At 68.2% G+C, this 10,185-nt stretch carries 19 protein-coding genes; 18 read left to right on the forward strand and 1 reads right to left on the reverse strand.

Annotation, left to right across the window (positions count from 1 at the left end):
• Positions 1–422: 422 nt before the first annotated feature.
• The 11 genes from rpsJ to rpsQ are packed head-to-tail and all read left to right on the forward strand — an operon-like array spanning position 423 to position 6,156.
• A complete protein-coding gene (rpsJ, locus tag M4D54_RS13280) occupies positions 423–731 on the forward strand; it encodes a 30S ribosomal protein S10 (RefSeq protein ID WP_010550334.1) in 309 nt (102 codons plus the stop codon).
• An 11-nt stretch (positions 732–742) separates the two neighbouring features.
• Positions 743–1,423, forward strand: a complete 681-nt coding sequence (gene rplC / locus M4D54_RS13285; RefSeq protein ID WP_193864432.1) for a 50S ribosomal protein L3 — start codon at positions 743–745, stop codon at positions 1,421–1,423.
• Positions 1,424–1,428: 5 nt separating this feature from the next.
• On the forward strand, positions 1,429–2,409 hold the full coding sequence (gene rplD, locus M4D54_RS13290) for a 50S ribosomal protein L4 (RefSeq protein WP_193864433.1): 981 nt from the start codon (positions 1,429–1,431) through the stop codon (positions 2,407–2,409).
• Positions 2,406–2,708 carry a 50S ribosomal protein L23 gene (rplW, locus tag M4D54_RS13295; protein WP_193864434.1) on the forward strand — a complete coding sequence of 101 codons (303 nt, stop codon included), beginning with the start codon at positions 2,406–2,408 and terminating at the stop codon, positions 2,706–2,708. The genes rplD and rplW overlap by 4 nt, the downstream gene beginning before the upstream one ends.
• A 46-nt stretch (positions 2,709–2,754) precedes the next feature.
• Complete coding sequence (gene rplB, locus M4D54_RS13300) at positions 2,755–3,591, forward strand: 50S ribosomal protein L2 (RefSeq protein ID WP_193864435.1); 837 nt, start codon at positions 2,755–2,757, stop codon at positions 3,589–3,591.
• An 18-nt stretch (positions 3,592–3,609) separates the two neighbouring features.
• Positions 3,610–3,891: a 30S ribosomal protein S19 gene (rpsS, locus tag M4D54_RS13305; protein ID WP_193864436.1), complete on the forward strand. Its 282-nt coding sequence runs from the start codon at positions 3,610–3,612 to the stop codon at positions 3,889–3,891.
• Positions 3,892–3,943: 52 nt separating this feature from the next.
• Complete coding sequence (gene rplV / locus M4D54_RS13310) at positions 3,944–4,297, forward strand: 50S ribosomal protein L22 (RefSeq protein WP_017824525.1); 354 nt, start codon at positions 3,944–3,946, stop codon at positions 4,295–4,297.
• A gap of 9 nt (positions 4,298–4,306) precedes the next feature.
• Entirely contained in the window at positions 4,307–5,140 is an 834-nt protein-coding gene (gene rpsC / locus M4D54_RS13315) for a 30S ribosomal protein S3 (protein WP_193864437.1), read from the forward strand.
• A gap of 5 nt (positions 5,141–5,145) precedes the next feature.
• Positions 5,146–5,565, forward strand: a complete 420-nt coding sequence (rplP, locus tag M4D54_RS13320; RefSeq protein WP_193864439.1) for a 50S ribosomal protein L16 — start codon at positions 5,146–5,148, stop codon at positions 5,563–5,565.
• A complete protein-coding gene (gene rpmC, locus M4D54_RS13325) occupies positions 5,565–5,798 on the forward strand; it encodes a 50S ribosomal protein L29 (RefSeq protein ID WP_193864440.1) in 234 nt (77 codons plus the stop codon). The genes rplP and rpmC overlap by 1 nt, the downstream gene beginning before the upstream one ends.
• A 22-nt stretch (positions 5,799–5,820) precedes the next feature.
• The gene (gene rpsQ / locus M4D54_RS13330) at positions 5,821–6,156 is read left to right on the forward strand and encodes a 30S ribosomal protein S17 (RefSeq protein WP_193864441.1); all 336 of its coding nucleotides are present in this window, start codon (positions 5,821–5,823) and stop codon (positions 6,154–6,156) included.
• Between the two features lie 100 nt (positions 6,157–6,256).
• On the opposite strand, the gene M4D54_RS13335 is transcribed toward rpsQ, so the two are convergent.
• Positions 6,257–6,700, reverse strand: coding sequence for a hypothetical protein (locus M4D54_RS13335; RefSeq protein WP_193864442.1), 444 nt, complete (start codon positions 6,698–6,700; stop codon positions 6,257–6,259).
• A 434-nt stretch (positions 6,701–7,134) separates the two neighbouring features.
• Here M4D54_RS13335 and rplN point away from each other — a divergent pair, with 434 nt between their 5' ends.
• The 7 genes from rplN (at position 7,135) to rplR (ending at position 10,060) form a co-directional block, all read left to right on the forward strand.
• On the forward strand, positions 7,135–7,503 hold the full coding sequence (rplN, locus tag M4D54_RS13340) for a 50S ribosomal protein L14 (RefSeq protein WP_017824531.1): 369 nt from the start codon (positions 7,135–7,137) through the stop codon (positions 7,501–7,503).
• 1 nt (position 7,504) lies between these two features.
• Entirely contained in the window at positions 7,505–7,891 is a 387-nt protein-coding gene (gene rplX / locus M4D54_RS13345) for a 50S ribosomal protein L24 (RefSeq protein ID WP_228018422.1), read from the forward strand.
• Positions 7,891–8,460 carry a 50S ribosomal protein L5 gene (gene rplE / locus M4D54_RS13350; RefSeq protein ID WP_193864443.1) on the forward strand — a complete coding sequence of 190 codons (570 nt, stop codon included), beginning with the start codon at positions 7,891–7,893 and terminating at the stop codon, positions 8,458–8,460. Before rplX ends, rplE begins: the two co-directional genes overlap by 1 nt.
• Before the next feature lies 1 nt (position 8,461).
• Positions 8,462–8,647, forward strand: a complete 186-nt coding sequence (locus M4D54_RS13355; RefSeq protein ID WP_010550318.1) for a type Z 30S ribosomal protein S14 — start codon at positions 8,462–8,464, stop codon at positions 8,645–8,647.
• Positions 8,648–8,710: 63 nt separating this feature from the next.
• Entirely contained in the window at positions 8,711–9,109 is a 399-nt protein-coding gene (gene rpsH / locus M4D54_RS13360) for a 30S ribosomal protein S8 (protein WP_193864444.1), read from the forward strand.
• A gap of 19 nt (positions 9,110–9,128) precedes the next feature.
• Complete coding sequence (gene rplF, locus M4D54_RS13365) at positions 9,129–9,671, forward strand: 50S ribosomal protein L6 (RefSeq protein WP_193864445.1); 543 nt, start codon at positions 9,129–9,131, stop codon at positions 9,669–9,671.
• Positions 9,672–9,673: 2 nt separating this feature from the next.
• Positions 9,674–10,060, forward strand: coding sequence for a 50S ribosomal protein L18 (rplR, locus tag M4D54_RS13370; RefSeq protein WP_193864446.1), 387 nt, complete (start codon positions 9,674–9,676; stop codon positions 10,058–10,060).
• Positions 10,061–10,185 lie beyond the last annotated feature (125 nt).

Genomic DNA, 10,185 nt, shown 5'->3' on the forward strand with positions numbered 1-10,185 from the left:
TGATGCGAGCGGTGCGCTTCTGCTGAGCGCCGGGATGGGTGCTCGATGCCTCCGGGCACGTCCGGTGTGATGGGCCGCACCCGGCCCGCCCTTGTGAGGAGACGTACCGCTCTGGCAGACTGTTCGAGTTGTCTGCGCGGGCCGACATGCCCGGTTCCGTTCTCCGCACGAATCCGACCCTTCACCACAGCGTGATGCTCGCGGGCCTGGCGGCGAATGATCACCGGATGAGGTCCGTCCCGAGGATGCGAACGATGCTCCCTGCACCGACCGCGCATCGCACGAGGGAAACAGACGCAGACGCAGCCGGAACTCGGCGGCCGCAGGCTGGGCTTCACCGCCCCGCGGAGGCCGACACGCCCGTCCTCGGGTACCGGGGGAGGCCGCATCAATGCCAGACGGAAGAAAAGAGACAGGACGCCATGGCGGGACAGAAGATCCGCATCCGGCTCAAGTCGTACGACCACGAGGTGATCGACAGCTCGGCGCGCAAGATCGTCGACACGGTGACCTCCGCGGGTGCGACGGTCGTGGGCCCGGTGCCGCTGCCGACCGAGAAGAACGTGTTCGTCGTGATCCGGTCGCCGCACAAGTACAAGGACTCCCGTGAGCACTTCGAGATGCGCACGCACAAGCGGCTGATCGACATCGTCGATCCCACGCCCAAGGCCGTGGACTCGCTGATGCGCCTCGATCTGCCGGCGGACGTCAACATCGAGATCAAGCTCTGAGGCAGGTCGAAATGAGCAACGAACTGACGGGACAGCGTGCCCGCGCCGTGTCCGGCGTGCTCGGCACCAAGCTCGGCATGACCCAGGTCTGGGACGAGAACGGAAAGCTCGTCCCCGTGACCGTCGTGCAGACGGGCTCCAATGTCGTCACCCAGGTGCGGTCCGTCGAGACCGACGGGTACGACGCCGTGCAGATCGCCTACGGGCAGATCGATCCGCGCAAGGTCTCCAAGCCCCTCCGGGGCCACTTCGAGAAGGCAGGCGTGACCCCGCGCCGCCATCTCGTGGAGCTGCGCACCACCGATGCCGCTGACTTCACCGTCGGCCAGGAGATCGACGCCTCGATCTTCGAGGCCGGCCAGAAGGTCGACGTGGTCGGCACCTCCAAGGGCAAGGGCCATGCGGGCGTCATGAAGCGTCACGGCTTCGCCGGTGTGAGCGCCTCCCACGGTGCCCACCGCAACCACCGCAAGCCGGGTTCGATCGGCGGCGCCTCCACCCCTGGTCGCGTGTTCAAGGGCCAGCGCATGGCCGGCCGCATGGGCGGCGCCCGCACCAGTGTCCAGAACCTGACCGTTCACGCGGTCGACGCCGAGAAGGGCCTCGTGCTCGTCAAGGGTGCCGTCCCCGGCCCCAAGGGCGGCATCGTGCTGGTCCGCTCGGCTGCCAAGAGCCCCGCGAAGGAGGCCTGAGCCCGATGGCAGAGAACCTGACCGTCGACGTCCTCGACCCGGCCGGCAAGAAGACCGGCACCGTCGAGCTGCCCGCATCGATCTTCGACGTGCAGACCAACGTCCCCCTGATCCACCAGGTGGTCGTCGCCCAGCAGGCGGCCGCTCGTCAGGGCACCCACAAGACCAAGACCCGCGGTGAGGTCGCCGGTGGCGGCAAGAAGCCGTGGAAGCAGAAGGGCACCGGCCGCGCCCGTCAGGGCTCGATCCGCGCGCCGCAGTTCGCCGGCGGCGGCGTGGTCCACGGACCCGTCCCGCGCGACTACTCGCAGCGCACGCCCAAGAAGATGAAGGCCGCCGCTCTGCGCGGTGCCCTCTCCGATCGCGCCCGCAACGGCCGCGTCCACGTGGTCTCCGCCCTCCTGGAGGGCGAGGTCCCCTCGACCAAGGCCGTGCGCAGCACCCTGGGCCTCGTCTCGGATCGTCGCCACCTGCTGGTGGTCGTGCGTCGCGACGACGACCTCGGCGCGCTGAGCTCGCGCAACCTGCCCATCGCCCACGTCCTGTACGCGGACCAGCTGAACACCTACGACGTCATGCGCAGCGACGACGTCGTGTTCACCGCCGGTGCCCTGGAGGACTTCGTGGCCATGGCGACCCTGTCGCTGCCCACCTCCTCGTTCGCCGAGAAGCGGGCCGCGGCCGCCGCCGTCGCCGAGGCGTCCATCGACGCCGAGGCCCCCGCTCCCGAGCCGGCTGCCGACGCACCGGCCGACGCCCCTTACGGTGAGGGATCCGCGGCCGCTCTGGCCGACGGCTCCGCCCCCGAGGGCTTCACCATCAAGGGCAACGCGGGTTCGATGAAGTTCCACACCGTGGAATCCCCGTGGTACGACCGCACCAAGGCCGAGGTCTGGTTCGCGAGCGAGGAGGCCGCCGAGGCCGCCGGGTTCGTCAACGCCAAGCCGTCCACGGACTCCACTGATGCCGAGGAGGACTCGAAGTGACCTCGCTGAACAAGGATCCCCGCGACGTCCTGCTGGCCCCGGTGGTCTCCGAGAAGAGCTACGGGCTGATGGACGAGGGCAAGTACACCTTCCTGGTTGACGCCCGCGCCAACAAGACCGAGATCAAGATCGCCGTCGAGACCGTCTTCGACGTCAAGGTCGCCTCGGTGAACACCATCAACCGGCAGGGCAAGTCGCGGCGCACGCGCTTCGGCACCGGCAAGCGCAAGGACACCAAGCGCGCCATCGTCACCCTGACCGACGGAGCCATCGACATCTTCGGAGGATCGGTCGCCTGAGCGACCGGTCACCGAGGAGCCGAAGAGAGTCTGAGGGAAAGCCACCATGGCAATTCGCAAGCACAAGCCGACCACGCCGGGCCGTCGCGGCTCGAGCGTCGCCGACTTCGTCGAGATCACCCGCGACACGCCGGAGAAGTCCCTGGTGCGTCCGCTGTCCAAGACCGGCGGCCGCAACAGCAACGGCCGGATCACCTCGCGTCACCGCGGCGGCGGCCACAAGCGGGCCTACCGTGTGATCGACTTCCGTCGTGCCGACAAGGACGGCATCAACGCGAAGGTCGCCCACATCGAGTACGACCCGAACCGCACCGCCCGCATCGCGCTGCTGCACTACACCGACGGCGAGAAGCGCTACATCCTGGCCCCGGCGAAGCTGCGTCAGGGCGACTGGATCGAGAACGGTCCCGGCGCCGACATCAAGCCCGGCAACAACCTGCCGCTGCGCAACATCCCGCTGGGCACCGTGGTGCACGCCATCGAGCTGCGTCCCGGTGGCGGCGCCAAGATTGCCCGCTCCGCGGGTTCGTCGGTGCAGGTCGTCGCCAAGGAGGGCCCGTACGCGCAGCTGCGCATGCCCTCCGGCGAGATCCGCAACGTGGATGCCCGCTGCCGCGCCACCATCGGTGAGGTCGGCAACGCGGAGCAGTCCAACATCAACTGGGGCAAGGCCGGCCGCATGCGCTGGAAGGGCAAGCGCCCGCACGTGCGCGGCGTCGTCATGAACCCGGTCGATCACCCGCACGGTGGTGGCGAGGGCCGTACCTCCGGCGGTCGCCACCCGGTGTCGCCCTGGGGTCAGCCCGAGGGCCGCACCCGTCGACCGGGCAAGGAGAGCGACAAGCTCATCGTGCGCCGTCGTCGGACCGGCAAGAAGCGCTGATAGGGAGAACCACAGGACATGCCTCGCAGTATCGCCAAGGGCCCGTTCGTCGACGACCACCTGCAGAAGAAGGTGGACGCCCAGAACGAGAAGGGCACCAAGAACGTCATCAAGACCTGGTCGCGTCGTTCGGTCATCACCCCGGACTTCCTCGGCCACACCTTCGCAGTGCATGACGGCCGCAAGCACGTCACGGTGTTCATCACCGAGTCGATGGTCGGCCACAAGCTCGGCGAGTTCGCTCCCACGCGGACTTTCAAGGGCCACGAGAAGGACGACCGCAAGGGCCGCCGCCGCTGACCCAGGTCAGCCAGACAGCACGCCCCGACATCCAGAAGAAAGCAGGACAGCAATGGAAGCCAAGGCGCAGGTGCGGCATCTCCGCATGTCGCCCATGAAGGCTCGCCGCGTTGTGGACCTGATTCGTGGCAAGAGCACGGCCGAGGCCCTGGACACCCTGCGGTTCGCCCCGCAGGCCGCCAGCGAGCCCGTCCTCAAGCTCGTGGAGTCCGCGATCGCCAACGCCCGGGTCAAGGCGGATCAGTCCGGGGAGCGCTTCGACGAGCGCGACCTGGTGGTCTCCGCCGCCTATGTCGACGAGGGTCCGACCATGAAGCGGTTCCAGCCGCGTGCTCAGGGTCGCGCCTTCCAGATCAAGAAGCGCACCAGCCACGTCACCGTGGTTGTCGCTCCCGTGAAGAAGTAAGGAGTCCCAGTGGGCCAGAAGGTCAATCCGAACGGGTTCCGACTCGGGATCACCACGGAGCACAGCAGCCGGTGGTTCGCCGACTCCACCAAGGAGGGGCAGCGGTACCGCGACTACGTGAAGGAAGACGTCGCGATCCGCAAGCTCATGTCCGAGGGGCTCGAGCGTGCCGGCATCTCCAAGGTCGAGATCGAGCGCACCCGCGATCGTGTCCGCGTCGACCTCCACACCGCCCGCCCGGGCATCGTCATCGGGCGTCGCGGCGCGGAGGCCGAGCGTCTGCGCGGTGAGCTGGAGAAGCTCACCGGCAAGCAGATCCAGCTGAACATCCTCGAGGTCAAGAACCCCGAGGCCGATGCGCAGCTGGTCGCCCAGGGCATCGCCGAGCAGCTCGCCGCCCGTGTGTCCTTCCGTCGTGCGATGCGCAAGGGCATGCAGTCCGCGCAGCGCGCCGGCGCCAAGGGCATCCGCGTGGCCGTCTCCGGCCGCCTGGGCGGCGCCGAGATGAGCCGCAGCGAGTTCTACCGCGAGGGACGCGTGCCTCTGCACACCCTGCGGGCGAACATCGACTACGGCTTCTACGAGGCCCGCACCGCCTTCGGCCGCATCGGCGTGAAGGTGTGGATCTACAAGGGCGACGTCACCGCCAAGGAGCTCGCGGCCCAGCAGGCCGCCTCGCAGGGTCCCCGCTCCGGCGGCCGCGGCCCGCGTGCCGAGCGTCCGCGCGGGCGTCGCAACGAGCGCAACGCCGCCCGTCGTGAGGGTGGGGAGCAGCAGGCCGCGGCCTCTGCCCCGGCCGCCGGCGAGCAGGCGGCTGCACAGCAGTCCGGAACGGAGGCCTGAGCGACATGCTGATCCCCCGCAGGACCAAGCATCGCAAGCAGCACCACCCCACCCGCAGCGGCATGGCCAAGGGCGGCACCGATCTGGCGTTCGGCGACTACGGCATCCAGGCGCTCGCGCCGGCCTACGTCACCAACCGTCAGATCGAGGCGGCGCGTATCGCCATGACCCGCTACATGAAGCGTGGCGGCAAGGTGTTCATCAACATCTACCCCGATCGACCGCTCACCAAGAAGCCTGCCGAGGTCCGCATGGGCTCCGGCAAGGGCTCGGTGGAGTGGTGGGTCGCCAACATCAAGCCGGGCCGCGTCATGTTCGAGGTCGCCGGTGTCCCCGAGGACGTTGCACGTGAGGCCCTGCGCCTGGCGATGCACAAGCTCCCCATGAAGTGCCGCATCCTGAGCCGAGAGGGTGGTGACATCTGATGGCAGCGACCAAGCTCACCGCCGATGCACTCGACAAGCTGGACGACGCCAAGCTGGCCGAGGAGCTGGCGAAGGCCAAGGACGAGCTGTTCAAGCTCCGTTTCCAGTCCGCGACCGGCCAGCTGGAGAGCTCCGGCCGCCTCCGGTCCGTCAAGAAGGACATCGCACGGATCTACACGATCCTGCGCGAGCGCGAGCTGGGCATCCGTCAGGCGCCCGGCGCCGCCGAGTGACCGCGAAGCGAGGAACTGAGAGATGAACAAGAACGACTCCCAGGTCGAGGAGACCGCCGTCGAGCAGGAGGAGCTCGCCAAGGAGGGTGCGCACGCGTCGTCCCACGAGCGTCCGTACCGCAAGACCCTGCGCGGCTACGTCACCTCCGACAAGATGGACAAGACCATCGTGGTCGAGGTCGAGGAGCGCGTGAAGCACGCCCTCTACGGCAAGGTCATGACCAAGACCAACAAGTTCAAGGCCCATGACGAGGAGAACACCGCCGGCATCGGCGATCGCGTCCTCATCATGGAGACCAGGCCGCTCAGCGCCACCAAGCGGTGGCGCCTGGTCGAGGTCATCGAGCGGGCCAAGTGATCGGACGGTCCTTGTGACCGCACCCGGGACCTGAGAAGGGCCGGTCTCCCCAGGGAGGCCGGCCCTTCCGCATGCCCCAGCGCTGTCTCGCCGGCCGGCCTCAGCTGTGAGTCAGCAGCACCAGGAGGGCCCCGGCGTAGGCGTCCTCCGCGCTGGGGGCGCGCACCTCGCGCTGCGAATCAGGACCGTCGGCCTCGGCGGGCTGCCTGCTCCCGTCGAGCTGCACGACGTACACCTCGCCGTCGACGGTCGTCTCGCGGCGCAGCTCCCGGAACGCGTCCCCGAGGGCGTCGCGCAGCTGGCCCTCGCGCGGGATCCACACCGCCTCGTACTGCTCCACGGAGTCCAGCGCCCATTCGGTGGTGCCGTTGAAGCGGAACACGCTCTGCCCGTGACGGCTGATGCCGCGCTCGATCACCATCGAGGACAGCATGAACGGCTCCTGCCGCAGCAGCTCGTTGTCCACCACGAACCAGTCGCCGTCCGCGGGCTCCCACGCCAACCCGGCATCGCGCAGCCGCCGGGCGATGTCGATGTCGATCACAGGCCTGACCTCTTCTCTGAGCGGATGTGGCACCGTCAGCGTACGCGTCGGGCGCGGACCGGCGGCTGCGTGCGCAAGGACACAGGGGATCGGCCGGGCGCCGGTCTTCCGCGGGGAGGGGCGGACCCCGTATGCTTGTCGGGTTGCGCTTCCGCGCTGCCGTCCGGGTGAGTCCGGGCTGGAGCGAGGAGGTTGCGGACGGCAGCGTCCATCCCCCGACGGAGACCTCGCACCGTCCCGCGGATCGGCCGGATTCATCCGGAGGCCCGCGGAGCATGTGCCCGAGTCCGACGGAGGGTTTTTTGATGCCCGCCCTCCGCGCCGACGAACCCCCTCTCGGGGCTCGGCGGGCAGCGGTCCACCATCCGTTCCGCCAGGCTCGGCGCTTCCGCAGTGCGGGGGAGCGAGAACCGGCGAGACGACAGGAGTACGGAGTGATTCAGCAGGAGTCGCGACTCAAGGTCGCCGACAACACGGGTGCCAAGGAGATCCTCTGCATCCGCGTTCTCGGTGGCTCCGGTCGCCGTTACGCCGGCATCGGCGACACCATCGTGGCCACCGTCAAGGACGCCATTCCCGGCGGCAATGTGAAGAAGGGCGACGTCGTCAAGGCGGTCGTCGTGCGTACTACCAAGGAGCGTCGCCGCAGCGACGGCTCCTACATCCGTTTCGACGAGAACGCCGCGGTGATCCTCAAGACCGACGGCGAGCCCCGCGGTACCCGCATCTTCGGGCCCGTCGGTCGCGAGCTGCGCGACAAGCGGTTCATGAAGATCATCTCGCTGGCGCCGGAGGTGCTGTGACATGGCAAAGATGAAGATCAAGAAGGGTGACCTGGTCCAGGTCATCACCGGTCGCACCAGCGATGCCGACAAGGCCGCCGAGCGTGGCCTGAAGGCCGGCGACAAGGGCAAGCAGGGCCGCGTCCTGCAGGTGTTCCCCGAGAGCCAGCGCGTGCTGGTCGAGGGCGTCAACCGTCGCACCCACCACCTGCGTCCCACGCAGGCCGGCGGTGCGGGCGGCATCGAGCAGCGCGAGGCCCCCATCCACGTCTCCAACGTGGCGCTGGTCGACCCGGAGGACAACAAGCCCACCAAGGTCGGCTTCCGCGTCGAGACCATCGAGCTGGAGAACGGCCGCACCAAGCAGACCCGCGTGCGGTACTCCAAGCGCTCCGGGAAGGACATCTGATGACCGAGACTTCCACCCAGGCGCCCACCCCGCGCCTGAAGACCCAGTACCGCGAGACCATCAAGGGCCAGCTCACCGAGCAGTTCGGCTACCAGAACGTGATGCTGGTGCCGGGCCTGACCAAGATCGTCGTGAACATGGGCGTCGGCGACGCGGCTCGCGACTCCAAGGTCATCGACGGCGCCATCAAGGACCTGGCCGCCATCACCGGCCAGAAGCCGCAGGTCACCAAGGCTCGCAAGTCCATCGCGCAGTTCAAGCTGCGTGAGGGCATGCCGATCGGCGCGCACGTCACCCTGCGCGGCGATCGCATGTGGGAGTTCCTGGACCGCCTGCTGTCCACCGCCCTGCCGCGTATCCGTGACTTCCGCGGTCTGTCCCCGAAGCACTTCGACGGCAACGGCAACTACACCTTCGGTCTCACCGAGCAGGTCATGTTCCACGAGATCGACCAGGACAAGATCGACCGCGTCCGCGGCATGGACATCACGGTCGTCACCACCGCGAAGACCGACGACGAGGGACGCGCGCTGCTCAAGCTGCTCGGCTTCCCCTTCAAGGAGAACTGATATGGCCAAGACCGCCCTGATCAAGAAGTCGGAGCGCAAGCCGAAGTTCGCGGTGCGCGCCTACACCCGGTGCCAGCGCTGCGGGCGTCCGCACTCCGTGTACCGCAAGTTCGGGCTGTGCCGTGTGTGCCTTCGCGAGATGGCCCACCGCGGCGAGCTGCCCGGTGTCACGAAGAGCAGCTGGTAAGCACTATCGCCATAGGTCCTGCGGCACTGCCGGAGGAAACCAGGTGAGGAAGAAGCAGACGACATGACCATGACCGACCCGATCGCGGACATGCTGACGCGGATCCGTAACGCCTCCGGGGCGTACCACGAGACCGTGTCCATGCCGTATTCGAAGTTGAAGAGCCGTATCGCCGACATCCTGAAGTCCGAGGGATACATCGTCGACTGGCGTGAGGAAGACGCCGAGGTGGGCAAGAACCTGATCCTCGTGCTCAAGTACTCCGACAGCCGTGAGCGCGCCATCTCCGGTGTGCGTCGTATCTCGAAGCCGGGTCTGCGCGTGTACGCGAAGTCCACCAACCTGCCCAAGGTCCTGGGAGGCCTGGGCGTGGCGATCCTGTCCACGTCCTCCGGTCTGCTGACCGACAAGCAGGCTGCCAAGAAGGGTGTGGGTGGGGAAGTCCTCGCCTACATCTGGTGAGCGGGGGAGGAGAACCACAATGTCCCGCATCGGACGCCTGCCGGTCGCAGTGCCGGCCTCTGTCAAGAACGTGAGCATCGAGGGGAACCTGGTCACCGTGACCGGCCCCAAGGGCGAGCTGCAGCACGAGATCCCTGCCCCCATCACCGCTGAGCGCGGCGAGGACGGCAGCATCGTGGTGAGCCGCCCCGACGACGAGCGCGAGAACAAGGCCCTGCACGGCCTGACCCGCACTCTGATCAACAACATGGTCCTCGGCGTGACCGAGGGCTTCACCAAGAAGCTGGAGATCGTGGGCACCGGTTACCGCGTGACCGCGAAGGGCACGGACCTGGAGTTCGCGCTCGGCTTCTCCCACCCCGTGGTGGTGAAGGCCCCCGAGGGCATCACCTTCGCCGTCGAGTCGCCGACCAAGTTCTCGGTCAGCGGCATCAGCAAGCAGCAGGTGGGCGAGGTCGCCGCGAACATCCGCAAGATTCGCAAGCCCGAGCCCTACAAGGGCAAGGGCGTGCGCTACGCGGACGAGGTCGTGCTGCGCAAGGCCGGAAAGGCTGGTAAGTGATCATGGGTTACGCACTCAAGCACACCAAGGGCGCGCGTGGCAGCAAGCTGCGCTACCGCGGTCGCCGCCACCTGCGCGTGCGTCGCCGCGTCGTGGGCACGGCCGAGCGTCCCCGCCTGGTCGTCACCCGCTCGCAGCGCCACGTGTTCGTCCAGGTGGTCGACGACTCCCTGGGCCGCACCCTGGCGTCGGCCTCCACCATGGAGGCCGATCTGCGCGGCACCACCGCCACCAAGTCGGACAAGGCCCGCACCGTCGGCGCCCTGATCGCCGAGCGGGCGAAGGCAGCGGGCATCGAGTCCGTCGTGTTCGACCGCGGCGGGAACAAGTACCACGGCCGTGTGGCCGCCGTCGCCGACGGTGCCCGCGAGGCCGGCCTGGCGCTGTGATCGCCCCCCGGACACAGGACGAGAAGAGGATCTGAACATGGCTGCACAGCAGCGAAGCAACGGTCCCGCGGCCTCCGGCCGACGGGGCGGGAACACCGGGACCGGACCGGAGTCCGGCTCCGAGG

Origin of the sequence: Brachybacterium sp. p3-SID1565 (assembly GCF_025143785.1) — a bacterium.
GTDB classification, from domain to species: domain Bacteria; phylum Actinomycetota; class Actinomycetes; order Actinomycetales; family Dermabacteraceae; genus Brachybacterium; species Brachybacterium epidermidis.

Bases quoted from the DNA above. Each gene is read 5' to 3' on its own strand.
- rplF (WP_193864445.1), top strand. From the start codon at position 9,129: ATGTCCCGCATCGGACGCCTGCCGGTCGCAGTGCCGGCCTCTGTCAAG.
- rpsQ (WP_193864441.1), top strand. From the start codon at position 5,821: ATGAACAAGAACGACTCCCAGGTCGAGGAGACCGCCGTCGAGCAGGAG.
- rplP (WP_193864439.1), top strand. From the start codon at position 5,146: ATGCTGATCCCCCGCAGGACCAAGCATCGCAAGCAGCACCACCCCACC.
- rplC (WP_193864432.1), top strand. From the start codon at position 743: ATGAGCAACGAACTGACGGGACAGCGTGCCCGCGCCGTGTCCGGCGTG.
- M4D54_RS13355 (WP_010550318.1), top strand. From the start codon at position 8,462: ATGGCCAAGACCGCCCTGATCAAGAAGTCGGAGCGCAAGCCGAAGTTC.
- rplB (WP_193864435.1), top strand. From the start codon at position 2,755: ATGGCAATTCGCAAGCACAAGCCGACCACGCCGGGCCGTCGCGGCTCG.
- rplV (WP_017824525.1), top strand. From the start codon at position 3,944: ATGGAAGCCAAGGCGCAGGTGCGGCATCTCCGCATGTCGCCCATGAAG.
- rpmC (WP_193864440.1), top strand. From the start codon at position 5,565: ATGGCAGCGACCAAGCTCACCGCCGATGCACTCGACAAGCTGGACGAC.
- rpsH (WP_193864444.1), top strand. From the start codon at position 8,711: ATGACCATGACCGACCCGATCGCGGACATGCTGACGCGGATCCGTAAC.
- rplE (WP_193864443.1), top strand. From the start codon at position 7,891: ATGACCGAGACTTCCACCCAGGCGCCCACCCCGCGCCTGAAGACCCAG.
- rplX (WP_228018422.1), top strand. From the start codon at position 7,505: ATGGCAAAGATGAAGATCAAGAAGGGTGACCTGGTCCAGGTCATCACC.
- rpsS (WP_193864436.1), top strand. From the start codon at position 3,610: ATGCCTCGCAGTATCGCCAAGGGCCCGTTCGTCGACGACCACCTGCAG.
- rplR (WP_193864446.1), top strand. From the start codon at position 9,674: ATGGGTTACGCACTCAAGCACACCAAGGGCGCGCGTGGCAGCAAGCTG.
- rplD (WP_193864433.1), top strand. From the start codon at position 1,429: ATGGCAGAGAACCTGACCGTCGACGTCCTCGACCCGGCCGGCAAGAAG.
- rpsJ (WP_010550334.1), top strand. From the start codon at position 423: ATGGCGGGACAGAAGATCCGCATCCGGCTCAAGTCGTACGACCACGAG.